Consider the following 25,302-nt stretch of genomic DNA (forward strand, 5'->3'; position numbering starts at 1 on the left):
CCCCCACCGCCTGCTTGTCCGACAACTTGCCCTCTGATCGGCAATCGGCGCTTTGGTGTGGCCCGCCCCTGCCCTATCTCGTATTATCATTGGTCCCTCGGGAGATATCGCGTGGTATCGGGAAAACGAAGAGACACAATCCTCCTGGCGGCCCGCGCCGGCCGCTATCGAGAGTATGCGCCGCCGCCGGCGCTGCGGCGCCACTTCAGTCGGCTCTGGTCGCATGCGCTTCACGACGGACCGCCGGCAATAGTGGCAATCGTGCCGGACGGCTATTGCGATCTGCTCTGGATCGACGGCCAGCTGGTTGTCGCTGGGCCGGACAGGACTGCGGCCTTTCCTGTTATCCAGCCGGGCACAACCGTCATTGGTGCGCGGTTTGCGCCCGGCGCTGCTGCACGCTGGCTGAGAACACCGCTCTCGGCGCTGGTCGGCTGCTCCGTGCGCCTCGGTGACATCGGCTGGAAGGACACAGCCGGTTTTGAAGCGCAGCTTGAAGATTGTCCCACCCCTTCGAACGCCCTGGCGTTGTTTGCCCGGCTGCTCGGAGAGGCCGCACACGACGACGAAGAGCCCGCCCCCGACGCCGCCGTGATCTTCGCCGCTGCCGACGGCGACCGCCCAGCCTCCTGCCTGCCCGACAGGCTCGGCATCAGCGAAAGACAGCTGCGCCGCCGTTGCCACCACCATTTCGGTTACGGCGTCAAGACACTGGAACGCATCCGCCGGTTTCAGCGTTTCCTCAACCTCTGCCGCAGATCGCACAGGATGGCGCTAGCCCATCTTGCACTCGAAGCGGGCTTTGCCGATCAGGCGCACATGACGCGCGAGGTCGGTGAACTCTCGAGCCTGACGCCGGCTGCCATTCTCGATCAGCTTGGCACACACAAGGCGCCGGACTGACCGTTTTGTTCAAGACGCCGCGGGCGGGCCTGTTATTCTCGCGAGACCAAGATCAAGGACCTGCAAGCCATGTCGACAATGCCCGCAAAAATCATCCACCAATCGATCGAGCGCGACTGGCGCGATGTCTATGAGTTCGCCGCCAAGCCGGAGAATATGCCTCTCTGGGCTTCCGGCCTCGCGAGTGGCCTTGTGCCGAACGATGGCGACTGGATTGCCCATGGCGCTCTCGGCACCGTCAAGGTGAGCTTCGTACCCGCCAATGAATTCGGCGTGATCGACCATACGGTGACGATCGAATCCGGGCTTAGGGTCTATAATGCGTTGCGCATCGTGCCGAACGGCGACGGCTGCGAGGTCATGTTTACGCTGCTGCGCCTGCCTGGCATGACGGACGCACAGTTTTCCGCCGATGCCGCCCATGTCGAGAAGGATCTCGCTATGCTGAAAGCCCTGATGGAGAGATAGATGGCCGATAAGACAGAAAACCACGATCGTCGTATTGATTATGTTGAGTTCAACGTCGCCGACATCGCCGCCGCCAAGGCCTTTTACGGCTCGGCCTTCGGCTGGCGTTTCACCGATTACGGGCCGAACTATTGCGAATTCGACGATGGCCGGCTGAAGGGCGGCTTCACCGATTTCGGACCCGTGCGGCCGGGCGGCCCGCTCGTTGTCGTCTACGCCAGAGATCTGGAGGAGGTGCTGACGTCGGTCGAGAAGGCCGGCGGCACGATCGTCCGGCCGATCACCGATTTTCCCGGCGGTCGCCGCTTCCATTTCCTTGATCGTGACGGTTACGAACTCGCCGTCTGGGCGACTGCCTGACGGGAGGGGGTTGATCAAGCAATCCAGGCCGCCGATCGAGATCTTCCATGACGATCAGCGCGCCGATCACCGTGCCGCCGGCATCGCGCAGCGGCGTCATGCGACAGCGCATCTGCCGCGGTCCGACCGGGCGTTCATAGCTATAGTCGATCTGCTCTCCGGCAAAGCAGGCGTCCAGCTTGTGCCTGGCGCATTCGGCAAACCGCTCTTCACCGATGAATTCGCACAGGTGACGGCCGATGAGCTCCATCGGCTTCCTGTTGAGATGGATGCAATTGGCCGAATTGGAATAGAGATAACGGTAATCCCTTGTCAGCACGGCGACGCGGTCCGGCAAGCTTTCGAGGATCGCCGCATTGAGGAACTGACCATTGTCGGTGTCCGGTACATAGGCCGCGGGCGGTTCGATGCGCACATCCTGTGGCAAGGGTGTGCGCCAATCCGGCCCATGCGGACCGAAATAGCGGTCGAGAAGATAAGACAGCACCGCCGTATGCTCCGTTACGCTGGCGCTGTCATCGGCATCCCGCCGAATCATGTGACTCACAAACTGCAGTTGCATGTAGACTTCGAGCAGATTGGCCGCCCGACAGGCGAGGATCGCCTCGACCAGGGGTTCGACATGCCGGTCAAGCGCCATGACGCGCTGGTCGTCACCCAGGCGGATAGCATCCTCAATTTGCGCGCAACGCAAGGAAAAGGCTCGAAAAAGCTCCAGCAAGACGCCTCCAACTCCCATTGTCCCAAGAGACGAGCTAACCCGGCTACGGCGGCATCTCTCAGAAATGCGCCCTGCGGTAGACTTTATTCGCGTCCTGGTGGTAACCGGTAACATGAAGTGTATTCGGTTTCAATCCGAGAGCACCTGCCGCTTTTCACCGCTGATAAATCAGGGTTTCCTTTTCAAGGCGCGAGCCTTTTCTTGATTTGCCAGCGGTCGTGATACCACAGCCACTGTTCCGGATATTCCCGCACCCAGCTCTCCACCTTGTCGTTGAGCAATTGGGCAGCCGCCGACAGGTCGAGATTGCCCTTGGCGTCGCGCGGCATCTCCATCCGCGGTTCGATTTCAAGCCGGTAGCGATTCCCCGGCAGGCGGATGCAGCGTGCCGGATAGACCTCGCAATCGAACTGGCGCACCAGCTTCGGCAGCAGCGGATTGGTCTTCACCTCGCGCCCGAAAAAGGTGCCCTTCAGCCCCTTGCCGAACTTCTGGTCGACGAGCACGCCCACGCCCTGACCCGCTTCCAGCTGGCGCGCAAGCGCGAAGGAGGAGCCGGCATGCGAGGGCACCAGCTTGCCCATGCGGGCGCTGCGGAAGTCGAACACTTTCTTGGCGACATAGGGATTGTTCGGCGGCCGGAAGAGCACGGTAACAGTGAGCCCGAAGGCAGCGCCCGCCACCGGCAGCAGCTCGAAATTGGCGGTGTGGCCGGTAAACACGATGAAGGGGCGCGGATTGTCCCGCAGGTCCAGGAAGATCGGGATACCCGATACCTCCACCCTGCCCGGCTCCGGCCGTTCGGGATCGTAGTCGAACAGCTGGTCTAGGAAAACATATTCGGCCGCGAGTCGGCCCATATTGCCCCAGCTGCCGAGCGCGATCTCCTCGATCTCGGCATCGCTCTTTTCAGGGAACGCATTGCGCAAATTGACGAGCATCAGCCTGTGGCGGCGGGTCCGCCGGCCGAGGCGGCGCATTATGCGGTCGGCGAAACGAATCGCGCCATCAGCCGGAAACAGCTTCAGCACGTTGAGGAAGCCGAACATCGCCTGCGCCACCAGCCATTGCTGGAAATTCCTGAGCGCCAGAACGATCCGGGTGATGAACAGCTTCACGTGGGGTCAATCCATCTTCAGAATGATCTTGCCGAAGATCTGGCGCGATTCCATCCGTTCCAGCGCCCGGTCGATATCGTCGAAGCCGACCTCGGTGTCGATGACGGGATGAACGAGCCCGCGGCCCATCTTCTGCATCGCATCCGCCATGTTCTCCATGCGGCAGCCGAAGGAGCCGAGCAGCTTCAATTGCTGCTGGAACAGCATCATAAGGTTCATCTCGGTGGAAACGCCCGAGGTCGAACCGCAGGTGACGAGACGCCCGCCACGCTTCATGCAGAGCATCGAACCCGCCCAGGTATCCTTGCCGACATGTTCGAAGACGACGTCGACGCCCTTCTTCTTGGTAAGCTTGCGCACCACGCCTTCAAAACGGTCGGACCGGTAGTTAATGACGTGATCGGCGCCGAGCGCCTTGGCCTTCTCGATCTTGTCGTCGGAACCGACGGTGGTGATAACAGTGCAGCCTATCTTCTTGGCGAGCTGGATCGCCGCTGTGCCGATGCCGGAGCCGCCGGCATGGACGAGGATGGTTTCGCCGGGCTCGAGTTTGGCATTGTCGAACAGCATGTGCTCGACCGTGCCGAAGGTCACAGGCGCAAGTGCCGCGCCGATCGCATCGACACCGGGAGGCGCGGGAACCAGGAGACGCGCCGGCAGGTTCACCTTCTCCTGCGCGAAGCCATCGAGATGGAAACCGTGCACGCCGGAGACGTGTTCGCAGAGATTGTCGCGGCCTTCGCGACATGGACGGCAGAGGCCGCAGGTGCGCGCGCCATAGATCGAGACCAGCTGGCCAGGCAGCACGTTGGCGACGCCTGGCCCGATCGCCTCGACGACGCCGGAGGCTTCCGCGCCGATGACGAGCGGCATCTTGCGCTTGGCAAAGGCCATGCCGCGCCAGCCCCAGACGTCGATATGGTTGAGCGCGACCGCCTTGACGCGCAGCGTCACCTCGCCCGCAGCAGGCGCGTCCGGTTCCGGCAGATCGGTGATCTCAAGCTTGCGGTCGTCGATCAGTTGCAAAGCGCGCATGGCAAAATCCCTCGCCTCGAAGGCGTTCGTCTTGTCTTAAAAATTGTCGGGAACCGCTTAAGCCGGTTCGAGCGCCATGACAAGGCTGGCATTCTGCCCGCCGAAGCCGAAAGAGTTGGAAAGCACGGCCGAAACCTCGGCTTCCCGCTTCTTGTTCGGCACGACGTCGAGCACGATCGACGGATCGGGATTGTTGTAGTTGATCGTCGGCGGCAGCGTGCCGGTCAGCATCGTCTGCAGCGAGAACACCGCTTCGACCGCACCGGCCGCCGTCAGCGTATGGCCGATCATCGACTTGTTGGACGAGACAGGAATGCGAACCAGCTTCTCGCCGAAGACGGCGGACATGGAGCCATATTCCATCTTGTCGTTTTCAGGTGTCGACGTGCCATGGGCGTTGATATAGCCGATATCGTCCTCGCTCATACCGGCATCGGCAAGGGCCGCCCGGATCGTTGCGATCGCAGGGCCGCCATCGGGTGACGAGCGGGTACGGTGGAAGCTGTCGGCCTTGTCGCCGGCGCCCTTCATGATGCCCAGCACCTTGGCGCCGCGGGCAACCGCCGATTCCAGAGATTCCAGCACCAGCGTCGCCGCACCCTCGGCAATGACGAAGCCGTCGCGATCCTTGCTGAACGGCTTGGAGGCCTTGGTCGGCGGATCGTTCTGCGTCGAAAGGGCCGAAAGCAGCGAGAAGCGGATCAGCGCTTCCGCACTCAGCGAACCGTCGGTCGCAACTGTCAGCGCACGCTCGGTACGGCCTTGGCGGATCGCCTCGATACCGAGCTGGATTGCGGTGACGCCGGAGGCGCAGGCCGTCGACAGCGTGACGGGAAGGCCTCGCGTGCCGAACCGGTCGGCAAGACGTTCGGAAATCGCGCCGAACAAGGCCGCCTCGTGGAAGGCGGGGTCCGGCCGCTGGCGCAACGCCGTCAGGAAGCGCTCATAAGCGTCGCCCGGATGGTCGGCAGCCGGCGAGCGATCTGCAAGTTCGAAGCGTGCGCTCCATTCCGGCTCGATCGGCGGCGCGGCGAGGAACAGCGGGCCATTGAAATCGCCGGAGATGCCGGCATCGGCAAGCGCCTCGATGGTCGTCTCGCGCGCAAAGGCGTAGGAGCGTTCGACGGCGTTCGGTACCGGAATCTCAATGAAATCGACGGTTCCGGCGATCCGCGTCGACAGACCTTCGGTCGGGAAACGGTTGATCACGTGGATGCCGGAGGTGCCGGAGGAAAGGGCCGCCCAATTGTCCTTCAGTCCCTGGCCGAGCGAAGTGATGATGCCCATGCCGGTCACTGCGACAATCGGCCGGCCGAGATGATCCTTGTAAGCGGAAGCTGTCATATCTCTCTCCTCACGCCTCTGCCGAAAGAACGGCGACGCCCTCGCCGCGCTGGTGTCCGACGGTCGTTACGACGGCCGCTTTCGTGCCTGCCTTCATCGGCGCCTCATGGGCGGCGTCGAAGGGCGGGACCTTGGCCTTGGCATCGATGGCAAGGGCTGCGAGCGCCAGCCCTAGCGGGAACTGCGCTTCGATCGTGTGACCGGAAACGCCGCCGAAGCCGCGGATCGCCGCACCCGGAAGCTGATGCTCCAGCACTGCCTTTTCGCGGGCAGCGATCTCGTGCATGCCGGTCGAGCCGGAAAAGATCGCCGTGCTCTCCGGCGACAGGTCGGCGGCTGGCTTCAATAGCCGTTCCAGCCGTACTTCGAAATTGCCGGCGGCGCGGTTGCCGCGATCGCCTTCGACGGCACTGATCGTCGCATAGATATGCGCGCCCCGCTCTTCCGCATGCTTGCGCGATTCCAGCACCAGGAAGGCGCCGGCCGAACCGGTGATCATGCCGCCGCCTTCGAGGTCCGAGCGCGACCAGAGCGGCGCCCATTCGCCGCGCGTGTGCGCACCGATTGCCTCTGTGAGTAAGATCATGTCGGGCCGTTCGGCAGCGAAGGCGCCGCCAACGAGCGCATGGGTGGATTCGCCGGAGCGGATGCGCCAGAAGGCCGTCTCGACTGCGGAAACGCCCGATGCTTCCTCGCCCATGAAGGTGCGCGAGGAGCCGGTGACCTTGTGAACGATCGATATGTTGCCGGCCAGCAGGTTGGAAAGCTGCGCCAGGAAAAGCGTCGGCCTCAGCTCCGTCGTGAGCTTCTCGTTCAAGAGCAGTTCGCGGTCGTTGCGCTTCAGGCCCTCGTCGACGATCAGCGTATCGACGTTGATGTCGCGCTCGCCGCCGCCGGCCGCCACGATCATATCCATCGTGCCGCAAGCTTCGATATTGTCCTTGAAGCCGGCATCATCGAGCGCGAGACCCGCGGCAAAGACGCCGATGCGCTGCCAGTTTTCCATCTGGCGCTGGTCGCCGCGCTTGGCGATCTGCTGCGACCAGTCGATCTCGGGCAGCGGATGCACCGGATAGGGTTTGAATTTCTCGGTCTCGACGATCGCTTTCGGTGTGCTTTCTGCCGAAAGCAGCGCGATATGCGCTTCCTTGCCGACGCCCTGACAGGTGACGATGCCGACGCCTGAAATGACGACGTCGTTTGCAGCCTTGCTCATCCAACCACTCCCTGCGCTGCGATCGCTTCGAGAAGCCCGACCTCGCCGGCGCGTTTTTTCACGATATCGCCGAGCGGAACCTCGCTGAAGGGCATGGTGCGCAGTTTCAGCTGCGCATCGCAGACCTTCTTGCCGCCGCTGGTGATCTTGGCCTTGGTGACCGCGAAACCCGAACCGTCATGCTCCAGCACCGCCTCGATGTCGAGCACGGCTTCCGGCTCGACGAAGGTGCGCATCTTGGCGCCGTCGACCGACATCAGGAACGGCATGGCGGCAAAATCGGTGGCGGCAAGCACCAGCATGCCGGAGGCCTGCGCCATGGTCTCGATCAGAAGCACGCCGGGAACCAGCGGCATGCCAGGAAAATGGCCCTCGAAAACGGGGCTCTTGGCCGGCACGACGGACCGCGCCGTCAGCGTCCCCTTCTTCAGGTCCACCGCTTCGACGCGGTCAATCATCTGGAAATATTCCAGCAGCATTCGGATCCTCCGGCCGGCTGGCCAGAACCGCCCGCCGGTGACGCCCGAAGCGCCTCGCACTTCAGGTCTTTGCTTTTGTGCCTGCCGTTATCCCAAAACCGCTGCACACTTTTGGACGGCGTGCACTAGTTAGGAACGAAACCGCCCGGCCGCCATAGTCAGGGCGGCAGGGCGTTCAAAAAGATTGATATGTCGCTCAGGCCTTGGCGGCTTTGAGCTCGTCGATCTTGGCGCAAAGGTTTTTCAGCACGAAATATTCTTCGGTGGAAACCTTGCCCTCGTTGACTTCCTGCGTCCACTTTTCGAGGGGGATCTTGATGCCGAATTCCTTGTCGATCGCAAAGACGATGTCGAGGAAATCGAGGCTGTCGATACCGAGGTCGTCGATCGTATGGCTCTCCGGCGTGATCGTGGCGCGATCGATCTCGCTGGTTTCTGCAATAATGTCGGCAACTTTATCGAATGTAGCGGTCACGCGCTGTACCTCATGAAATGACGATTTAAACCCCCTCATAGGCAAATCCATTTCAAAAGCCAATGCTTTCGTCCCAGCCTCAGGGCGATTTGCCGGCCGGGTGTTGCCTAAACAGCAATCGAAACCGGCCTCTGGGAAGCGCGGCACGGGCCCCGAGGCCGAAGGAGCGTTCCGCCGCCGAGGTGAAGAGCCGCCCGAATCAAGCCGGCGAACACCGCCGCGCAGCGGGAGCACCTCGAACATTGATGAACTTTGATCTGAATCAAATCGTCGTCGCAGCCATTTGATAATCATCAAGCCGCGCCGGAATCGCGGCAACCGCGATTGTCGCGCAATCGGTCGGGAAGGCCTTGGCATGTTGAAGGAACCAGGACATGGATGTCGCAAGCAGTGAGGTTTTCGCGGCCGTCGTTCCCCTCGCCTGCCGTTCCTGCCAGGCGCGGCACGGCGTCGTCTGCGGCGCCTTGTCGAACGACCAGTTGAAGGAACTCAACCGCCACTCGCTGCGCCGCAAGGTCGATGCCGGCTGCGAGATCATCGCTCAGGGCGCGGAAAGCTCTTTCTATTCGAACATCATGCGTGGAGTGGTGAAGCTCTGCAAGGTGATGCCGGACGGGCGCCAGCAGATCGTCGGCCTGCAATTCGCCCCCGAATTCGTCGGCAGGCCTTTTGTGCGCGAAAGCACGCTGTCGGCCGAGGCTGCGACCGATGCCGAAATCTGCGTATTCCCCCGAAATCTGCTCGACCGCATGATATCGGAAACACCGGAACTGCAGCGCAGGCTGCACGATCAGGCGCTGAGAGAACTCGACGCAGCACGCGAATGGATGCTGACGCTCGGCCGGCGCACGGCGGAAGAGAAGGTCGCAAGCCTGCTTTACCTCATTGCCACCCATGCCGAACCGCAGACGGCCGTCAGCACCGCCTTCGATCTGCCGCTGTCGCGCGCCGAGCTCGCCGATTTTCTCGGGCTGACGATCGAAACCGTCAGCCGGCAGATGACCAGGTTGCGCAAGCGGGGTGTCATCCTGATGGAGAACTCCAGGCATATTGTCGTTCCCGACATGGATGAACTGGAGCGGATCAGCGCGTAATGAAATCTGACGTCGAATTCGAATTCAGGCGCTGATCCGAGATCAGCGCGTAATGGAGATCTGACGTCGAATTCGGATTCAGGTGCTAATCCCAGATCAGCGCGTGATGACGACGCGGGTATTGGCAAGACCGGCCTGCCGCGCCAGCGAAAAGAACTCGGCGGCATTGTCAGGATGCAGGCGAACGCAGCCATGCGAGGCCGGCGTGCCGAGACGCTTCAGATCGAAGGTGGCGTGAACGGCATAACCGCCGTTGAAAAATACGGCGTAGGGCATCGGCGCGTTGTCGTACTTGCGCGAGCGGTGATCGCGTGACAGCCATTTGGCGCTCCACGAACCGGTCGGCGTGACATAACCATTGCGCGCGGTCGAAACCTTCCAGCGATACTTGACGAAACCGTTCTCGGTGACGGTCATCGTCTGCTTACCGATGCTGATATTGGCAACAAGCGTGGCCGCTTCGGCGGCAACAGGCGAAAACTGCAGCAATAAACACGCGGCCGCGGCCGCCAAAATCGTCTTCATGATAGCCCCTCTTCTCTCTCGCACAGATGAACTGCGCCCTCTGAGAAGAGACTAAGGCAATACTTATTCTATAACTTTAACCCGAATGGTAATCACAATTCTAACAGAACAAGCCGGGCACCAGGCGCCACAGGTTGACGCGGCGTCCGCCTACTGCAGCTTGCGGGTTGCCGACGGTTGCTTCAACCGTTGATAGGCCTTGTTCATCTTCTCGCGGATCGAGGCCATCGTGCCGAGATTATGGCCGCAGGCAGCACAGGTGATGAGGTCGGTCTCCCGGATCTCCGGGCGCTCGAATTTCATCTTGGTGCTCTTGCACTTCGGGCACGGTAATTCAACCTGAACTGTCATCGCTCTGCTTCCGGTCTGATAAGATGTGAGGCGGTTCGCATAAACCTTTGCGCCGGCCATGTCCACCGCGGCATGGGCGCCCTATAGAAAACACAGGAACAGCCCGAAGACGATGCCCGTAAGCACCATGCAACTGGCATAGAATACCAAGACGCCGTCCTCGATGTCTGCCGCGGTGGCCATATCGCGGCCGGGGTTGTTGATCATGGGCTCGGCCACGATGACGCCGCCATAGACCCGGGGACCGGCTAGCTGGACATTGAGCGCACCGGCCATTGCCGCTTCCGGCCGGCCGGAATTCGGCGAGCGGTGCAGGCCGCCATCGCGCATCGCCACCCGAACCGCTTCTCGGCTGGCATTGGCGCCGCGCCTGATCCAGGCGCCGGCGGCGATCAGCAGGATGGAGAGGCGAGCGGCCGGCCAGTTGGCAATATCGTCGAGCCGAGCCGCCGCCCAGCCGAAGTCGATGTATTTTTCCGACCTGTGACCGATCATCGAATCCGCGGTGTTCAGCATCTTGTAGACCAGCAGTCCCGGCAGGCCGAAGACGCCATACCAGAGCGCCGGCGCCACGACACCGTCGGAGAAATTCTCGGCGAGGCTTTCGATCGCCGCGCGGCATACGGCCGGTTCGTCCAAAGTCTCGGGATCGCGCCCGACGATGCGCGAGACCGCCGCCCGTCCGCCGATAAGCCCCTCGCCACGAAGCGCGGCGGCGACGGCGGCGACATGATCGGCAAGACTTTTCTGTGCCAGGAAGATCGCCACAAGCCCGGTTTCCAAGAGAATGCCTGCAAGACCGAACAGCGCGAAGAACCGGCTGAACACAAAGCCGGCAGCCGCCGCCAGAAGAAGCAGCATCACGATCGCAGCGACGCCGTTCATCCGGCGTTGGGAGCGCGTCAGACTTGCGGGGTTGAGCTGCTGGTCGGCATAGGAGATCGCCGCGCCGAACATGGCGACGGGATGCGGCACCCGCGACCACAACCACTGCGGATCGCCGACGATCCGGTCGAGCAGCAACGCCAGAAGCAGCACGAGAAAGTTTTGGTCGATCGTCATCGCTCAAATCTCTGAAGGGCTTCGCCAAGCCGCCGGTCCGCCGCAGGACCGGGCGTCAACCCGAAACGCAGCCAATCCGGCGCATAATCGAACTTGCGGACGAGAATATGATGTCGGCAGAGATGCGTGTAAATGTCGCTCGCCCTGGCATCGGCGACGAGGGTGAACAGCGCCGTTCCACCGATGCTCCCTAATCCGACGCCGGTCAGCACAGCCTGCAGGCCGGCATTGCGTTCATCGATATGGCGGCGGACGGCGGATAGGTCCGAGCGCAGCAGCGAGGCGGCAAGCGACAATGCCGGGCCGGAGACCGCCCAGGGGCCAAGCCATTCCTCCAAACGCCCCAAAATATCGTCCCCGGCAATCACAAAACCGAGCCGCAGGCCTGCAAGCCCGAAAAACTTGCCGAAGGAGCGGAACACTACGAGGTTGGAAAGTGCATGTGCGCGGGCAGCAAGGCTCAGTGCCGGATCCTTTCCCCCGAACGCCTCATCGACGACCAGCAACCCGCCAACCGCCTTCATGCTGTCATGTAGCGCCACCAGCGCTTCGGCCGGCCATGTCCGCCCATCCGGATTGTTCGGGTTGACGACGACGGCAAGGCAGTGCTCGGCGCCGATGGCGGCGATATCGCCCACCGTGTCGACGGCAAAACCGGCCGAGGCGAAAGCGCGCGCATATTCACCATAGGTCGGCGCCACCACGGCGATTCGCCTGCCGGAGAGCGCGAGCCGCGGCAAAAGCTGTATCGCCGATTGTGTTCCGGGCACCGGCAGCGGCAGGATAGTCCCGCTGCCGTAGTGATCGCGCGCTGCAAGCCGCGCCGCATCAACCAGATGTCTATCCGGCAGGCGGTGCCAGGCCCATGCCGGGATTTCAGGCAGGGTGACGGGACAGGGATTGATGCCGGTGGAAAGGTCGAGCCAGTCTTCCGGCCTGCCGCCGAATGCGGCGGCAGCGGCGGTGATGCCGCCGCCATGGACGATCGGCGCGCTCATGCGGCCGCTCCGGCAAGATCGATCAAATGCATATAGGATCCCGCCACCTGGCCACGCCTCAGCCCTGCAGGACCGAGATCGGTTCCGAGCGCGTCCTGCACTTGAAACAGCCGGTCGCCCTCGCCTTCGGCCACCAAAGTGGAATAGTGAAATTCATGCGCGGTCATCCGTCGTTGAAAGATCGCGCTGTCGAGCGGCGTGACAAGGCGATAGCCGAGATGGCGCCGGCGCTCGGCATAGCTGGTGACGACGGGCAGCAGGCCCAGCATTTCATGGCGCTCGCCCGCCGCGTCGATCAACCCCTCGCCCAGCGCCATGTAGCCGCCGCACTCGCCGTAGATCCGGATGCTACGCGCTGCCGCGTCGAGCATGCCGGCGCGGAAATTCTGCGCCTCGGCGAGCCGCCCGGCGTGAAGCTCGGGATAACCTCCAGGCAGATAGATCGCGTCGGCGTCGGCCGCAGGCCGTTCGTCTGCGAGCGGTGAGAAGAAGGAGATCGCCGCACCACGCCGGCGCCAGCCGAGCAGCATATGCTCGTAGCAAAAGGCGAAGGCGACGTCGCGCGCCACGGCGATGCGGCTGCCGAGCGGCAGCAGGCGGTCGATATTGGCGGCCGATGGCCGGTTAAGCCCTTGCCTGGCGATGCGCAGCAGGAACTCGAAATTGCATTCCTCGGAGACGGCCGCCGCCGCGTGGTCGATGAAATCGTCAAGCCTCGCATGTTCGCCGGCCTGGACCAGTCCGAGATGGCGCTCCGGCAGCGAAAGCGCCTTGTCGCTGCCGATCACCGCGATGACGGGCATGCGAATGGCCTCGAGCGCCCGGCGCAGCATCGCCTCGTGCCGATCGCTGCCGACCTTGTTGAGGATGACGCCGGCGACGCGGACATCGGCGCGGAAGCCGGCAAATCCCGCCACCAGCGGCGCCACCGACTGCGACATGCGCGAGGCATCGACAACAAGCACGACGGAAAGGCCGAGCTGGGCAGCGAGATCGGCCGCCGTCCCCCTTCCATCGGCTGCCCCGTCGAAGAGCCCCATCATCGCCTCGATGACAAGAATGCGGTCGCCGGAGCGGTGAAGGGTGGCATTGGCCGAAATCAGCTCCGGGCGCATCGCCCAGGGATCGAAATTGAGGCAGAGCGTGCCGCTCGCCGCCGCATGAAAGGCGGGATCGATGTAGTCGGGGCCGGCCTTGCCGGGCGCGACCGCGACACCGCGCCGACGCAGGGCCCTGAGCAGCCCGAGCGTCACCGTCGTCTTGCCGGCACCGGAGGAAGGAGCTGCAATCAGGAGGCCGCTCATGCCAGCACCTGGCCGGACTGGCGGAACGGATCGGGCTGCAGCCGTCGTCCGGCGAGAGCGCCGAGCCAATCGAGCGAGGCTCGGAGCCGCACCACCTCGCCGACGACGACCACCGCCGGCGGCTCGACCCCGGAGGCGTTGACAGCCTCGGTCGCCTGCCCAAGCGTCGTCTCCAGCACCTGCTGCGCGCCGGTCGCTGCATTGCAGACGAAAGCTACGGGCTCGGACGGCGAGCGGCCCGAAGCAATGAGGTTGGCACTGATCTGGGCGATGTGCTTCATCGCCATGTACATGACGATCACGGGCGAACCCTTGCCGATCGCTTCCCAGTCGATCCTGTCGGGCACGATGCCGGAGGAATCATGGCCGGTGAGAAACGTCACCGCATGATTGATCTCGCGGTGCGTCACCGGAATCCCGGCATAGGCAAGCCCGCCGATACCGGCGGTGATGCCCGGCACGATACGGAACGGGATATTGTGTTCGACCAGCGCCAGCGCCTCCTCGCCGCCGCGCCCGAAGACGAAGGGATCGCCCCCCTTCAGCCGCAGCACCCGCTTGCCGCCGCGCGCCAATTCCACCAGGCGCAACGAAATATCTCGCTGCTTGGCAGATGGCTTGCCGCCGCGTTTCCCGGCATATTCCAGCTCGGCGCCGGGATGCGCGAGCTTCAGACAGTCCTCATTAACAAGCGCGTCATGCACGATTACATCGGCCTCGGCGAGCCCCTTGGCAGCAAGCAACGTCAGCAGGCCCGGATCGCCCGGACCGGCGCCGACCAGCCAGACGCTGCCCGGCTCCAGCGCCGGCAAATGTGAGAATGCGCTATTCAGCATTTTGTTGATCTAGGCTCACCAAGGGCCAAGGTCAACGCCGCCCATGGCACCTCACTTGAAGTTGCTGAAATCAAGATGATTCACTTTGGGAACAGGCGGATTCGATCTCGCAGGAAAGTGGCGCAACAATATGAATATATTATAATATTGCCCAAAACGACCAGCCGCGGCACCGACTGCTGAAAACTCGGCCAATTCCTCTGTCGTCATGCTCGGGCCCCTTCCGCGTCGCGTAGTCTGCTGAGGCCGGCCGCGACGCAGCCGGCCTCCGTGCGATCAGGCGCGAAGCAGTGTGTCGCGGATCAGCTCTAGTACCTTTTCCGACTCGATGCCGGTGCAGACGACCTGACTCGGCAGGCCATCCCAGTCGCCGGGCGGGAAATGACGGCCGTTCGGCTTGACGACCGTCTGGCCATCGGCAATGCCGCCGCAAACGACGCGCAGCGTGCCGGTGATTGTCTCGAAAAGGTCAGGCGCCACGACATAGACCGCAGCACAGCTGTCATGCACCATCATACCGTCCTCGACCGCATGCTTGTAGAAATCGATGTAGGACTGCGACAGCGCGTCGAGCAGCTTCACCGCCCCATCACCCTCGGCCGCCATTGCGCCGAGATAGCTGCGGCTCATCGTGGTGATCGAGGTGACGTCGAGGCCGATGACGGCCACTTTCCAAGGCGCGGTCATGACGATATCGGCAGCTTCGGGATCGCCGTGAATATTGGCTTCCGCGACCGGCGAGACATTGCCCGGCACATAGAAATTGCCGCCCATGATGACGACGTCCTTGACGAGGCTCGCAATGTCCGGATCTTCCTTCAGTGCCAGCGCCAGGTTGGTCATCCGGCCGACCGCCACCAGCCGCACTTCCCCGGGATTGGCCCGCACGGTATCGATGATGAAGCGGTGCGCCGGACGTGGATCGAGCGGCAGATCGATCGTGTGAGGCACCTCGATATCACCGAGACCGTTGTCGCCATGCACCATGGCCGGCCATTCCCGCTCCGCCCGCGCGGGATCGATGGTGACGCTGGCGCCCTTGGCAACGGGTGCCGGAATATTCCATTCACGCTTGAGGAAGAGCGCATTGCGCGTCGTCGTCTCGACCGATGCATTGCCGAAAACCGTAGTGATGCCAACCAGATCTATTTCAGGATGGCGATGCAGGAAGAGAAGTGCCATGGCGTCGTCAACGCCCGGGTCAGTGTCATAAATGACCTTGTGCATGATATATCCTCTAAATGTGAATCGCGAGGCTGCCGGTTGGCGCCGCGAATTGCCGTCACCATAGCGACCATCAGGCTTTCTGCAACCCGCCGCGGGCCACTGCCGCCGTCGCATGCGCCGATTTGATCTTGCCGAGCACCAGCTCGGCATCGTCGCCGATCGCCGCAAGTGCTGCGGATTCCGCAACGCCATGGCAGCCAACGCGAGCAAAAACGATGGCCGACGGATTTTTGAGCCGCGGCGTTTCCCGCTCCAGCCGCGGCGCGTCGAAGAATACCGCCGGCACGGCAAAATGCCTGGCGACCGCTAGGATTGCCGCTTCCTGCCGGCGGCTGTCGATGGAAGCAATGGCAGCGAGCTCCTCCGCACCGATACCGGCCATGTCCAAGGCGGCGATGGCCAGCGCCTGCACCTCGGCGACCGGCGTCCCGCGCTCGCAGCCGAGCCCCAGCACATGGCGTCTCGCCGTATCGCAGGAAGTGTCGTCCATGGAAGCCGTCGAATGCGCCCTTGCTGTGTCCTCGCAGCCATTGCAGCTTGGAGACGGAAATGCAACAAGGCCGGCTGAAAGCCCTTCTGGAATAGCATCTTGCCTGACATTGCCCTCCATCTGCTTCTGCTGCTCTGCGCGGCTGCCTTCTTCGCCGGTTTCGTTGATGCAATTGCCGGCGGCGGCGGCCTGATCACGGTTCCCGCGATGCTGATCGCAGGTATACCGCCGCTGCAGACGCTCGGCACCAACAAGGTGCAGTCGATCTTCGGCGCCGCCTCGGCAACGCTTGCCTATGCCCGAAAGGGCCATGTGCAGCTTCAGGAGCAACTGCCGACGGCCCTGATGGCCGTCATGGGCGGGGCGATCGGCGCCGCACTCGCAACGATCGTGCCCGGAGATGTGCTACAGGCGATCATGCCGGTGCTGCTGCTGGCGATCGCGATCTTCTTTGCCGTCAAGCCGAACCTTAACGACCTCGACAAACACCGACTCATCACGCCTTTCGCCTTCGGCCTGACGCTGGTGCCGGCCATCGGCTTTTACGACGGCGTCTTCGGCCCCGGCACCGGCTCGTTCTTCATGCTCGGCTTCGTCACACTCGCCGGATTCGGCGTGCTGAAGGCCACCGCGCATACCAAGCTTCTCAATTTCGGCTCGAACCTCGGCGCGTTGATCGTCTTCGCAAGTTTCGGCGCGATCCTTTGGAAGATCGGCCTGCTGATGGGCGTCTGCCAGTTTCTCGGCGCCCAGCTCGGCTCACGGCTCGCTATGCGCATCGGCGCAAAGCTTATCAAGCCGCTGCTCGTCATCGTCTGTATCGCCCTCGCGGTGAAGCTGCTCGCCGACCCGGCAAATCCGCTGCGGGTCTGGATCGGACTCTAGCCAATCGCCTTTCATTACCTCTGGCGTAATTGATAGGGTGCACCGCCTTCGCCCATGATCGCCCTGCCTGGAATTGACCGGCGATCAAAAAAAAGGAGATGACCCAATGAACGACGCAACGACGACCGCCGAGCGCTACCTCGCCATCTGGAACGAGACGGATGCAGCGCGCCGCCGCACCCTCATCGCCGAAAGCTGGGCTGAAGCGGCGACCTATGTCGATCCGCTGATGCGCGGGCAAGGCCATGAGCAAATCAACTCGCTGGTCGAAGCCGTCCAGGGTCGTTTCCCCGGCTTCCGCTTCGAACTGATCGGCACGGCCGATGGCTACGGCGACAACCTACGCTTCTCCTGGGGCCTTGGCCCTGAAAATGGCGAAGCGCTGATCAAGGGCACGGATTTCGCCGAACTCGAAGACGGCAGACTGAAATCCGTCCGTGGCTTCATCGACCAACTGCCGAAAGCCGCCTGATGACCCCGATCGTCCGCTCTCTCGGAGATCACCTGCGCGAATGGCGAAAGCGCCGCCGCATGAGCCAGCTGGATCTCGCGCTCGAAGCCGATATCTCTCAACGGCACCTGAGCTTCATCGAGAGCGGGCGCTCGACCCCGAGCCGCGAGATGCTGCTGCATCTGGCCGAACGTCTCGGCGTACCACTTCGCGACCGGAACCCGCTGCTGCTGGCCGCGGGTTTCGCCCCGGTCTTTGCCGAACGCAAGCTGGACGATCCCGCCCTCGAACCGGCGCGGCGCGCCATCGACATGGTGTTGAAAGGCCACGAACCCTTCCCGGCCATCGCCATCGACCGTCACTGGACGCTCATTGCCGCCAACGCCGCTATCACGCCCCTGCTCGAAGCCGTTGCCGATGCATCGCTGCTGGAACCGCCCGTCAACGTGCTGCACCTCAGCCTGCATCCGCGGGGCCTTGCACCTGGGATCACCAATCTCCCGGAATGGCGCGCCCATCTTCTCGACCGGCTGCGCCTGCAGATATCGGTCTCGGGCGACCCGGAGCTGGAAAAGCTGTTGAAGGATCTGCTCTCCTACTCCGCGCCCGAAGCGGCAAGCGAGGTCCATGCAGACCATGCCGGCATCGTCGTCCCGCTGAAACTGTCGACGAAAGCCGGCCTGCTCTCCTTCATCTCGACAACAACCGTCTTCGGCACGCCTGTTGATATCACCCTGTCTGAACTGACCGTCGAATCCTTCTTTCCGGCCGATCAGGAAACGGCCGCCATCCTGCGCAGCCTCGCCGTCAACTGACGATCTCTTTGTATACACGCAATTCCGGACGCAAAACCGCCGGACACTTTTGCTGGAGTTTTAGAACTCCACGCCCGGCTGCCCCTTGATGCCGGAGCGGAAGGGATGCTTGATCAGTTCCATCTCGGTGACGAGATCGGCAATCTCGATCAACTCGTCCTTGGCATTGCGCCCCGTCAGCACGACATGCGTCATCGCTGGCTTCTCGTTTTTCAGGAAGTCCACCACCTCGTTGATATCGAGATAGTCGTAACGCAGCGCTATGTTGATCTCATCGAGCAGCACCATGGAATTGCGCTCGTCGCGGATCAGCTCCTTGGCCTTTTCCCAGGCCGCACCCGCAGCCGCCACATCCCGCGCCCGGTCCTGCGTCTCCCATGTAAAGCCCTCGCCCATCGTGTGGAACTGGCAGAGATCGGAAAAATGCTTCTCGATCAGATCCCGCTCGCCGGTCCACATCGCACCCTTGATGAACTGCACGACGGCAGACGGTTTGCCATGGGCGATATGCCGGAAAATCATCCCGAATGCAGCCGAAGACTTGCCCTTGCCCTTGCCGGTGTGGACGATGATCAGGCCCTTCTCATCCGTCTTGCTGGCCATGATCTTGTCTCGGGCGGCCTTCTTCTTCGCCATCTTCTCGGCGTGACGGGCATCGTCCTTTTCGGCTGGTACGATGGGCTCTTCGGTCATGGCTGGCTACCTGCTCTTTTCTTGGTTTCGTTGATGTCTGTGAGATTGAACTGCGCCGAGTTGCTGCGCGGTGTCCAAAGCCCCCGCTCGATCGCCTCCATCAGCCGCTCCTTCATCTCGGAAAGCGCCGCAGGGTTCTTCTCGGCCATGAAATCGCGCACTTTGGGATCGGCGACGAAGGCCTGATAGACAGCCTCGAAATGATGGTTGCCGACAGCGCCGGTGGTCGCCGCAAAGGCAAAGAGGTAATCGACCGTCGCTGCGATCTCGAAAGCGCCTTTATAACCATGACGCATGACGCCATCGATCCATTTCGGATTGACGACGCGCCCGCGCACCACCCGCCCGATCTCCTCCTGCAGAGAGCGGATGACAGGCTTCTCCGGCCTGGAATGATCATTATGGTAGATCGCCGGCCGCACACCGCCAAGCTCTTCCGCTGCCGCCGCCATGCCGCCTTCGAACTGGTAGTAATCGTCGCTGTCGAGCAGGTCGTGCTCGCGATTGTCCTGGTTCTGCACGACGGCCTGGACGGAACGCAGCCGCTCCTCGAACAGCCCGCGCTCGGCCTGCCCTTCCTCACCCGCTCCGTAGGCATAGCTGCCCCAGACGAGATAGGCCTCGGCAAGATCAGCCCGCCGCTCCCAGCCCTTCTCATCGATCAGCGCCTGCAGACCGGCGCCATAGGCACCGGGCTTGGCCCCGAAAATACGATACCCAGCCCGCTTTGCCGCCGCTTTCGCATCGAGCCCGGCTGCAGTCAGCCGCGCCGCCTCGCCGCGCATGCGCCCGGCAATCGGATTGTCGGCAGCATCCTCCTCCAGCGCACCGACGGCCCGGACCGCCTTGTCGAAGAGCGCGATCTGCTCGGGGAAAGCGTCACGGAAGAAGCCGGAAATGCGCAGCGTCACATCCACCCGCGGTCGCCGGAGCATGGCCGGCGGAATGATCTCGTAGCCGGTGACGCGCCGCGAAGCCATGTCCCAGACCGGCTTGACGCCGATCAGCGCCAAAGCCTGGGCGATATCGTCGCCGCCGGTGCGCATATTGGAGGTGCCCCAGGCCGTCAGCCCGAAGGAGACGGGCCATTCGCCGTGATCCTGCACATAGCGGCGGATCAGGAGTTCGGCCGATTTCTTGCCGAGTACATAGGCCGCCGGTGTCGGTACCGCGCGGCTGTCGACGGAGTAAAAATTCCGCCCTGTCGGCAGGACGTCGGGACGCCCGCGCGTCGGCGCGCCCGATGGGCCGGGCGCGACGAAGCGTCCGTCGAGACCGCGGAGCAGACCGGTGATTTCCGCAGGCCCGCAGGCAAGGATAGAGGGCTTGAGAAGCGTTTCGATTTCGTCGAGTACGGCTTTCGTTTGGGACCAGAGGGTCGGGCAGTCGATTTCGCCGGAAACGAGTTTTGCAGCGAGCAGCTCGATGCGCTCGACCGTGTCACCGTTTGTACGCCAGGTGGCGTCGAGGAGATCGGTGAGGATTGGCGGCTTGGGGCCAGCCCAGGGGGCAGCCATGTTGCAGTCTAGGGGGTCGAAGGGACGCTGAAGGACGCGACTCACCTTCTCCCCAGCGGGGAGAAGGTGGCCCGAAGGGTCGGAGGAGGGGGCCGCGGACTCGGCCTCGCTTGCGCTTAACCGCTCGCTCCTTACGTCGCTCGCCCCCTCATCTGTCCTGACGGACATCTTCTCCCCGCTGGGGAGAAGGGGAAAGTCAGCAAGTCCCCAGCAATCGCCCGCTGCAGACTCGCATCCCCACCCTCGCCCAGCCCGCGCGGCACCCGCGCCAAGGCCACGGTGAGATCCGTCAGCAACCGCCCCGCCGGCGACACGCCAAACACATGCAGCCCATCGCGGATCTGCATCTCCTTGAGATCGCAGAGATAGGCATCGAGCTTCTTCAGCGCCTCGCCTTCACTCTCTCCCTTCGCAATCCCCGCATCCTGGTCCAGTCCGATATCGGCAACTAGCTCGAGGATCTGCCGGGACAGCAAGCGGATACGCCTGGGATCGCCACCCGAGGCTTCGTAATATTCATCGACCAGCGCCTCCAGATCCTTGAGCGGCCCGTAGCTTTCGGCCCGCGTCAACGGCGGTGTCAGGTGATCGATGATAACGGCACCCGTGCGCCGCTTCGCCTGCGTGCCCTCGCCGGGATCGTTGACGATGAAGGGATAAAGATGCGGCAACGGGCCGAGAATGGCCTCTGGATAACAGGCCTCCGTCAGCGCCAGCGCCTTGCCCGGCAGCCACTCCAGATTGCCGTGCTTGCCCATGTGGATCACGGCATCGGCGCCGAATTCCTCGCGCAGAAAAGTATAGAAGGCGAAATAGCCGTGCGGCGGCACGAGATCGGGCGAGTGATAGCTCTCCTTCGGATCGATATTGTAACCGCGCGCCGGCTGGATCCCCACGAGCAGCCCGCCGAACCGGGCAAAGGGCAGCGCGAAAGCGCCATCGCGAATATAGAGATCGGCCTCGGGATCGCCCCAACGCGCCGTCACTTCCTCCTGAATCTGATTGGGAAGAGAGGCGAAGAAGCTCTTGTATCGACTCAGGGAAAGCCGCTCGCGCACCACCTTGCCGTCAAAGCCGGAATTGGTCGGTCCAGCCATCAGGTGCCGCATGAGCGCATCGCCATCGGCAGGAATATCGGCAATGGGATAACCAACCTCCGCCATCGCCCGCATCACCTCGACGGTCCCGGCAGGCGTATCGAGACCCACACCGTTGCCGAGCCGCCCATCGCGGTTCGGATAATTCGCCATGATGAGGGCGACACGCCGCTCCGCAACCGGCCGCTGCCGCAGCCGCGCCCAGTTGGCGGCAAGGGACGCGACATAGGCCATGCGCCCGGCATCCGGCTCGCTGGAAACGATATTGGCTTCGACCGCGGCATCATAGCGGGCGGCCGATTTGAAGGAGACAGCACGCGACAGGACGCGGCCATCCACCTCCGGCAGCGCGACATTCATGCCGAGATCGCGGGCCGACAGCCCTTGCGACGAGGCCGCCCAGGCCTCCCGCGACGAGGCCGAAAAAATCGCCTGCAGCACGACGGCGTTATTGGCCTCCAGCACCGTCGGCTCGCGATCGGCTCCTGGGGCGGAGACGGCAAAGCCGGTCGTGTTGATGACGACATCGGGTTTGAGGTCGGCGAAGATGGATTCGAGGATGCCTTTTGAAATCAGGTCCTTGAGGCTGTAGGCGAAGACTGGCAACGGGCGAAGACCCTGCGCCTGCAGGGCTTCGATCAGGGCTTCGACGGGGCCGGTTTCGCCGCTCTGCACGAGGGCGCGGTAGAAGGCGATGGCTACTGTTGGGGGTTCAAATCCCTCCACCGCTACCATATTACTGGCGAGCTTCCGCCACTCCTCAACCCCAACCAACCCTCGCCCCGGCCACCAGATCCCCGCCTTCATCAGCGGCACGGCCGGCGCAGGCTTCTCCTCTCCCGAAAGCATCGCCGCCGCATAGGCAAGAAAACCCCGCGCATTCGCGTCTCCACCCTCGATCAGATAAGCCCACAACGCATTGAGATCGTCCAACGCCACATTGGAAAACGGCGTCAGCCCCGCATCCGGCTTGGAATCCCCCGGAAGCACCGCAATCAGCGCACCGTTCCGCGCCGCCACCGCATGCAGCGCCTCCAGCGCATATTGGAAATAGCTCGCCCCTCCCAGTGCGCGCACGATGATCAGCTTCGCATGCCGCGCGGTACGCTCCAAGTAGGTGTCGACCGACATCGGATGCTTCAGGCTCATCAGGCTCGCAAGCCTCAGCGAATATTCGCTCGCCCCGCCGGCATGAGCCGCGGTAATCGCCGCAAGCTCCGTATCGGCGGCCGACAGGAACAGGATATCGCCCGGCGACTGGCCGAGGTCGATCGCCTCATCCCCGTCGCTGATCGTCCCCTGCTGAGCCAGAAGCAGATGCATTTAGTCTCCTCAGACGAGCGCTTCGATCGCCTTGCGCACCGCGTCCTGATCCATTTCATGCAGGCCGATGACGACGAGGCGCGTGCTGCGGGCTTCACCCGGCGCCCAGGCACGGTCGAAATACTGATCGATGCGCGCACCCACGGCCTGCATCTGCAAGCGCATCGGCTTGCCGGAAACATCGATGAAGCCCTTGAGGCGCAGCACGTCATGCGCGGCAATGATGCCCTTCAGCTTCTCGACGAATGCTGCCGTATCAGCGACCGCGCCAAACTCGACGACGAAACTGTCGAATTCATCGTGGTCGTGCGGCTCGCCGTTCTCGTGCTCCAGCTCGTGATGGGACTTGCGGTTGACGATATCGCCCTCCGTGCCGATACCGAGGCCGAGCAGCACGCTTGCCGGCACCTCGCCGTTCCTCGCCTCGATCATCACGGGCTTGCGGGCGATGCGCGAGGCGACTTCGCTCTTCACGCGGCCGAGGCCGTCGCTGTCGATGAGATCGGTCTTGTTGAGCACGATCAGGTCGGCGCAGGTCAGCTGATCTTCGAAGAGTTCTTCGATTGGGCTTTCATGATCGAGCGATTCGTCTTCGGCGCGGCGCGCATCGACCGCGTCGTGATCATCGGCAAAACGGCCGGCAGCAACCGCGGCGCTGTCGACCACGGTGACGACGCCGTCCACGGTGACTTCGCTGCGGATACCAGGCCAGTTGAAGGCGGCGACGAGCGGCTGCGGCAGGGCAAGGCCCGAGGTTTCGATGACGATGTGGTCCGGGCGCTGGTCGCGTTCCAGAAGCTTCGTCATCGTCGGAATGAAGTCGTCGGCAACGGTGCAGCAGATGCAGCCATTGGTGAGCTCGATGATGTCATCCTCGCTACAATTCTCCGCGCCGCAGCCCTTCAGCACATCGCCATCGACCCCGAGATCACCGAACTCGTTGATGATCAGCGCGATCTTCCTGCCGCCGGCATTGGTCAGCAGGTTGCGGATCATCGTCGTCTTGCCGGCGCCGAGAAAGCCGGTGATGACGGTTGCGGGAATCTTCTGCTGGTTCATGGACTTCAACCCTTCATTTTCAGCGGCAGACCAGCCGCGATGAAATAAACTTCGACGGCCTTCGCCGCGATCATTTGGTGCAGCCGGCCGGCATGGTCGCGAAAATCCCGCGCCATGCGATTCTCGGGCACGATGCCGAGGCCGACTTCATTGGAAACGATAACGAGCCGCGCCTTCGCCTGCGGCAGCCAGGCGGCAAGCGCAGCAGCCTGAACGGCAATATCGCGCCCCTCCATCATCAGATTGGTTAGCCAAAGCGTCAGGCAGTCGACCAGGATCGCCCTGCCCTCGCCATCGACAGCCGCAAGTCGCTCGGCAAGGGCCAGCGGCTCCTCATGCGTGATCCAGGAGGGGCCGCGATCGTCCTTATGCTGGTCGATACGCGCCTGCATCTCGTCGTCCCAGGCACGGCCGGTCGCGATATAATGGCGCTCAAGGCCGGAGGAAATGACGAGATTTTCGGCAAAGCGGGATTTGCCGGAGCGTGCGCCGCCGAGGATGAGGGTGGTGGTCATGCTCGGACGCTCCTGCGGGAGAAAGTAGGGCGGCTCCACATCCCTCTTCTCCCCAGCGGGGAGACGGTGCCGGCAGGCGGTTGAGGGGGTGAGCGGCTAAGCCGTGAATGCGCCGAGTGCAAGCGAAGGGCAAAAGGACGGAGGTGCTGCGTGCCCCCCTCATCCGACCCTTCGGACCACCGACCGGGGTCGAGCCACGGGTCTCGACCCGTCCTTCGGTCCCGCGCTGGGGAGAAGGAAAAATCCGCTCGCACCGCCGAAGGCAGCGCCGAATTCGATCGTTCAGCCAAAACAACCTCCGTGCTGGCAGCGGGCAATGCGCCCAAATTGGGCATTATGCCCGGCACCGATGGCAGGTCTCCTGGCTCGCGGATATCGGCACGATCGGGACGACCGTTTCCGGTCGCCCCTGATCGTGCCGGCGGATCTGCCTCGCCTTCCCGGCTGCATCGATGAAAAGGTGGACGATTCGTAGAAATAGAGGCGTCCGACCCCGGTTGATCACCATGCATATCCAGTGGCTTTTCCGGCATCTCGTCCGTTCCGCCCGCCCGCACCCTTGCAGGCTGCCAACGGAAAGTCATCGATGCCGGATGGAAGACCCTGACCGCTCTACAGTCGCGGGGTCGGCTGTGATGAAGGCGCCCGGTTTGGGTCCACCCCGTCACATTCCCTTTTCATCCGGAAAGCGTAACGCCGATCCGGAACCATCCGTTATGTCAGGATGGTTAGGCAAGCCGGGGGATGAAGTCAACCGACCTTCGCCGCCGCCCCGGGGCTGGATCACGTGAAAGTCCAAAAACAATGCGACTGTCTCTACCGAAAATGTCGTCTTTAATCAGAGACTTACGTCATGAATATTTGATCGGCGCGCCGGCTTTTCGCCGCAATTCCATCGCAAGCGGACTGCGTTGTCGCCCTTGACCGGGTCTCTCCCCGCC

Annotated in this window: 24 protein-coding genes, 2 pseudogenes and 1 riboswitch; of the genes and pseudogenes, 7 read left to right on the forward strand and 19 right to left on the reverse strand. The window is 62.9% G+C overall.

Translation table 11 applies throughout. The annotated features are described in order from the left end of the window. Positions 1-111: 111 nt before the first annotated feature. The 3 genes from J0663_RS21940 to J0663_RS21950 all read left to right on the forward strand — a co-directional run bounded on the left by J0663_RS21940 (position 112) and on the right by J0663_RS21950 (position 1,731). The gene (locus J0663_RS21940) at positions 112-903 is read left to right on the forward strand and encodes a helix-turn-helix domain-containing protein (protein ID WP_207242437.1); all 792 of its coding nucleotides are present in this window, start codon (positions 112-114) and stop codon (positions 901-903) included. Between the two features lie 69 nt (positions 904-972). Next, a complete protein-coding gene (locus J0663_RS21945; RefSeq protein ID WP_207242438.1) occupies positions 973-1,371 on the forward strand; it encodes an SRPBCC family protein in 399 nt (132 codons plus the stop codon). Beyond that, a complete protein-coding gene (locus tag J0663_RS21950; RefSeq protein ID WP_207242439.1) occupies positions 1,372-1,731 on the forward strand; it encodes a VOC family protein in 360 nt (119 codons plus the stop codon). It begins immediately after the preceding gene. Between the two features lie 31 nt (positions 1,732-1,762). Here the strand turns inward: J0663_RS21950 and J0663_RS21955 are convergent. The 7 genes and pseudogenes from J0663_RS21955 to J0663_RS21985 form a co-directional block, all read right to left on the reverse strand. After that, positions 1,763-2,452: pseudogene (locus J0663_RS21955) on the reverse strand (PAS domain-containing protein); the annotation flags it as partial. 182 nt (positions 2,453-2,634) lie between these two features. Beyond that, positions 2,635-3,570 carry a lipid A biosynthesis lauroyl acyltransferase gene (locus J0663_RS21960; RefSeq protein ID WP_207242441.1) on the reverse strand — a complete coding sequence of 312 codons (936 nt, stop codon included), beginning with the start codon at positions 3,568-3,570 and terminating at the stop codon, positions 2,635-2,637. A 6-nt stretch (positions 3,571-3,576) separates the two neighbouring features. After that, positions 3,577-4,605 (reverse strand): zinc-binding dehydrogenase, encoded by a 1,029-nt coding sequence (locus J0663_RS21965; protein ID WP_207242442.1) that lies wholly within the window; start codon positions 4,603-4,605, stop codon positions 3,577-3,579. Between the two features lie 57 nt (positions 4,606-4,662). Then, positions 4,663-5,949: a beta-ketoacyl-ACP synthase gene (locus J0663_RS21970; RefSeq protein WP_207242443.1), complete on the reverse strand. Its 1,287-nt coding sequence runs from the start codon at positions 5,947-5,949 to the stop codon at positions 4,663-4,665. Positions 5,950-5,959: 10 nt separating this feature from the next. Further along, on the reverse strand, positions 5,960-7,165 hold the full coding sequence (locus J0663_RS21975; RefSeq protein ID WP_207242444.1) for a beta-ketoacyl-ACP synthase: 1,206 nt from the start codon (positions 7,163-7,165) through the stop codon (positions 5,960-5,962). Next, positions 7,162-7,644 carry a 3-hydroxyacyl-ACP dehydratase FabZ family protein gene (locus J0663_RS21980; protein ID WP_207242445.1) on the reverse strand — a complete coding sequence of 161 codons (483 nt, stop codon included), beginning with the start codon at positions 7,642-7,644 and terminating at the stop codon, positions 7,162-7,164. The genes J0663_RS21975 and J0663_RS21980 overlap by 4 nt, the downstream gene beginning before the upstream one ends. A gap of 196 nt (positions 7,645-7,840) precedes the next feature. Continuing rightward, on the reverse strand, positions 7,841-8,119 hold the full coding sequence (locus tag J0663_RS21985; protein WP_003540486.1) for an acyl carrier protein: 279 nt from the start codon (positions 8,117-8,119) through the stop codon (positions 7,841-7,843). 374 nt (positions 8,120-8,493) lie between these two features. On the opposite strand from J0663_RS21985, the gene J0663_RS21990 reads away from it, so the two are divergent. Next, positions 8,494-9,213, forward strand: coding sequence for a Crp/Fnr family transcriptional regulator (locus J0663_RS21990; RefSeq protein ID WP_207242446.1), 720 nt, complete (start codon positions 8,494-8,496; stop codon positions 9,211-9,213). Between the two features lie 96 nt (positions 9,214-9,309). On the opposite strand, the gene J0663_RS21995 is transcribed toward J0663_RS21990, so the two are convergent. From J0663_RS21995 to J0663_RS22030, 8 genes are all read right to left on the reverse strand, one after another. Beyond that, positions 9,310-9,738, reverse strand: a complete 429-nt coding sequence (locus J0663_RS21995; protein WP_207242447.1) for a L,D-transpeptidase — start codon at positions 9,736-9,738, stop codon at positions 9,310-9,312. Between the two features lie 150 nt (positions 9,739-9,888). After that, on the reverse strand, positions 9,889-10,089 hold the full coding sequence (locus J0663_RS22000; protein ID WP_207242448.1) for an ECs_2282 family putative zinc-binding protein: 201 nt from the start codon (positions 10,087-10,089) through the stop codon (positions 9,889-9,891). 81 nt (positions 10,090-10,170) lie between these two features. Next, positions 10,171-11,151, reverse strand: a complete 981-nt coding sequence (cbiB, locus tag J0663_RS22005; RefSeq protein WP_207242449.1) for an adenosylcobinamide-phosphate synthase CbiB — start codon at positions 11,149-11,151, stop codon at positions 10,171-10,173. After that, complete coding sequence (cobD, locus tag J0663_RS22010) at positions 11,148-12,149, reverse strand: threonine-phosphate decarboxylase CobD (protein WP_207242450.1); 1,002 nt, start codon at positions 12,147-12,149, stop codon at positions 11,148-11,150. The genes cbiB and cobD overlap by 4 nt, the downstream gene beginning before the upstream one ends. Next, positions 12,146-13,453 carry a cobyrinic acid a,c-diamide synthase CobB gene (locus J0663_RS22015; RefSeq protein ID WP_207242451.1) on the reverse strand — a complete coding sequence of 436 codons (1,308 nt, stop codon included), beginning with the start codon at positions 13,451-13,453 and terminating at the stop codon, positions 12,146-12,148. Before J0663_RS22015 ends, cobD begins: the two co-directional genes overlap by 4 nt. Next, positions 13,450-14,289, reverse strand: coding sequence for a uroporphyrinogen-III C-methyltransferase (gene cobA / locus J0663_RS22020; protein WP_207242452.1), 840 nt, complete (start codon positions 14,287-14,289; stop codon positions 13,450-13,452). Before cobA ends, J0663_RS22015 begins: the two co-directional genes overlap by 4 nt. A gap of 276 nt (positions 14,290-14,565) precedes the next feature. Further along, positions 14,566-15,516 (reverse strand): nucleoside hydrolase, encoded by a 951-nt coding sequence (locus J0663_RS22025; protein ID WP_207242453.1) that lies wholly within the window; start codon positions 15,514-15,516, stop codon positions 14,566-14,568. Positions 15,517-15,586: 70 nt separating this feature from the next. Then, positions 15,587-16,006, reverse strand: a complete 420-nt coding sequence (locus J0663_RS22030; RefSeq protein WP_246590332.1) for a cobalamin biosynthesis protein — start codon at positions 16,004-16,006, stop codon at positions 15,587-15,589. Between the two features lie 99 nt (positions 16,007-16,105). Here J0663_RS22030 and J0663_RS22035 point away from each other — a divergent pair, with 99 nt between their 5' ends. From J0663_RS22035 to J0663_RS22045, 3 genes are all read left to right on the forward strand, one after another. Continuing rightward, a complete protein-coding gene (locus J0663_RS22035) occupies positions 16,106-16,891 on the forward strand; it encodes a TSUP family transporter (RefSeq protein ID WP_207242455.1) in 786 nt (261 codons plus the stop codon). A 106-nt stretch (positions 16,892-16,997) separates the two neighbouring features. Next, positions 16,998-17,363 carry a nuclear transport factor 2 family protein gene (locus J0663_RS22040; RefSeq protein ID WP_207242456.1) on the forward strand — a complete coding sequence of 122 codons (366 nt, stop codon included), beginning with the start codon at positions 16,998-17,000 and terminating at the stop codon, positions 17,361-17,363. Further along, positions 17,363-18,157, forward strand: coding sequence for a helix-turn-helix domain-containing protein (locus J0663_RS22045; protein WP_207242457.1), 795 nt, complete (start codon positions 17,363-17,365; stop codon positions 18,155-18,157). Before J0663_RS22040 ends, J0663_RS22045 begins: the two co-directional genes overlap by 1 nt. Positions 18,158-18,217: 60 nt before the next feature. Here the strand turns inward: J0663_RS22045 and cobO are convergent, their stop codons facing one another. The 4 genes and pseudogenes from cobO to cobU all read right to left on the reverse strand — a co-directional run bounded on the left by cobO (position 18,218) and on the right by cobU (position 24,361). Beyond that, positions 18,218-18,850: a cob(I)yrinic acid a,c-diamide adenosyltransferase gene (cobO, locus tag J0663_RS22050; protein WP_207242458.1), complete on the reverse strand. Its 633-nt coding sequence runs from the start codon at positions 18,848-18,850 to the stop codon at positions 18,218-18,220. Further along, a pseudogene (gene cobN / locus J0663_RS22055) lies at positions 18,847-22,787 on the reverse strand (cobaltochelatase subunit CobN). Before cobN ends, cobO begins: the two are co-directional and overlap by 4 nt. Positions 22,788-22,796: 9 nt before the next feature. Continuing rightward, complete coding sequence (gene cobW, locus J0663_RS22060) at positions 22,797-23,846, reverse strand: cobalamin biosynthesis protein CobW (RefSeq protein WP_207242459.1); 1,050 nt, start codon at positions 23,844-23,846, stop codon at positions 22,797-22,799. A gap of 5 nt (positions 23,847-23,851) precedes the next feature. Then, complete coding sequence (gene cobU, locus J0663_RS22065; protein ID WP_207242460.1) at positions 23,852-24,361, reverse strand: bifunctional adenosylcobinamide kinase/adenosylcobinamide-phosphate guanylyltransferase; 510 nt, start codon at positions 24,359-24,361, stop codon at positions 23,852-23,854. Between the two features lie 578 nt (positions 24,362-24,939). Beyond that, a riboswitch (cobalamin riboswitch) is annotated at positions 24,940-25,088 on the reverse strand. Between the last annotated feature and the right edge of the window lie 214 nt (positions 25,089-25,302).

The organism is Rhizobium lentis (assembly GCF_017352135.1).
In the GTDB taxonomy this organism is placed as follows: Bacteria; Pseudomonadota; Alphaproteobacteria; order Rhizobiales; family Rhizobiaceae; genus Rhizobium; species Rhizobium lentis.

Coding starts and splice junctions, on each gene's coding strand:
- J0663_RS21945 (WP_207242438.1), top strand. CDS start 973: ATGTCGACAATGCCCGCAAAAATCATCCACCAATCGATCGAGCGCGAC.
- J0663_RS21950 (WP_207242439.1), top strand. CDS start 1,372: ATGGCCGATAAGACAGAAAACCACGATCGTCGTATTGATTATGTTGAG.
- J0663_RS21965 (WP_207242442.1), bottom strand. CDS start 4,605: ATGCGCGCTTTGCAACTGATCGACGACCGCAAGCTTGAGATCACCGAT.
- J0663_RS21970 (WP_207242443.1), bottom strand. CDS start 5,949: ATGACAGCTTCCGCTTACAAGGATCATCTCGGCCGGCCGATTGTCGCA.
- J0663_RS21975 (WP_207242444.1), bottom strand. CDS start 7,165: ATGAGCAAGGCTGCAAACGACGTCGTCATTTCAGGCGTCGGCATCGTC.
- J0663_RS21980 (WP_207242445.1), bottom strand. CDS start 7,644: ATGCTGCTGGAATATTTCCAGATGATTGACCGCGTCGAAGCGGTGGAC.
- J0663_RS21990 (WP_207242446.1), top strand. CDS start 8,494: ATGGATGTCGCAAGCAGTGAGGTTTTCGCGGCCGTCGTTCCCCTCGCC.
- J0663_RS21995 (WP_207242447.1), bottom strand. CDS start 9,738: ATGAAGACGATTTTGGCGGCCGCGGCCGCGTGTTTATTGCTGCAGTTT.
- J0663_RS22000 (WP_207242448.1), bottom strand. CDS start 10,089: ATGACAGTTCAGGTTGAATTACCGTGCCCGAAGTGCAAGAGCACCAAG.
- cbiB (WP_207242449.1), bottom strand. CDS start 11,151: ATGACGATCGACCAAAACTTTCTCGTGCTGCTTCTGGCGTTGCTGCTC.
- cobD (WP_207242450.1), bottom strand. CDS start 12,149: ATGAGCGCGCCGATCGTCCATGGCGGCGGCATCACCGCCGCTGCCGCC.
- J0663_RS22015 (WP_207242451.1), bottom strand. CDS start 13,453: ATGAGCGGCCTCCTGATTGCAGCTCCTTCCTCCGGTGCCGGCAAGACG.
- cobA (WP_207242452.1), bottom strand. CDS start 14,289: ATGCTGAATAGCGCATTCTCACATTTGCCGGCGCTGGAGCCGGGCAGC.
- J0663_RS22025 (WP_207242453.1), bottom strand. CDS start 15,516: ATGCACAAGGTCATTTATGACACTGACCCGGGCGTTGACGACGCCATG.
- J0663_RS22030 (WP_246590332.1), bottom strand. CDS start 16,006: ATGGACGACACTTCCTGCGATACGGCGAGACGCCATGTGCTGGGGCTC.
- J0663_RS22040 (WP_207242456.1), top strand. CDS start 16,998: ATGAACGACGCAACGACGACCGCCGAGCGCTACCTCGCCATCTGGAAC.
- J0663_RS22045 (WP_207242457.1), top strand. CDS start 17,363: ATGACCCCGATCGTCCGCTCTCTCGGAGATCACCTGCGCGAATGGCGA.
- cobO (WP_207242458.1), bottom strand. CDS start 18,850: ATGACCGAAGAGCCCATCGTACCAGCCGAAAAGGACGATGCCCGTCAC.
- cobW (WP_207242459.1), bottom strand. CDS start 23,846: ATGAACCAGCAGAAGATTCCCGCAACCGTCATCACCGGCTTTCTCGGC.
- cobU (WP_207242460.1), bottom strand. CDS start 24,361: ATGACCACCACCCTCATCCTCGGCGGCGCACGCTCCGGCAAATCCCGC.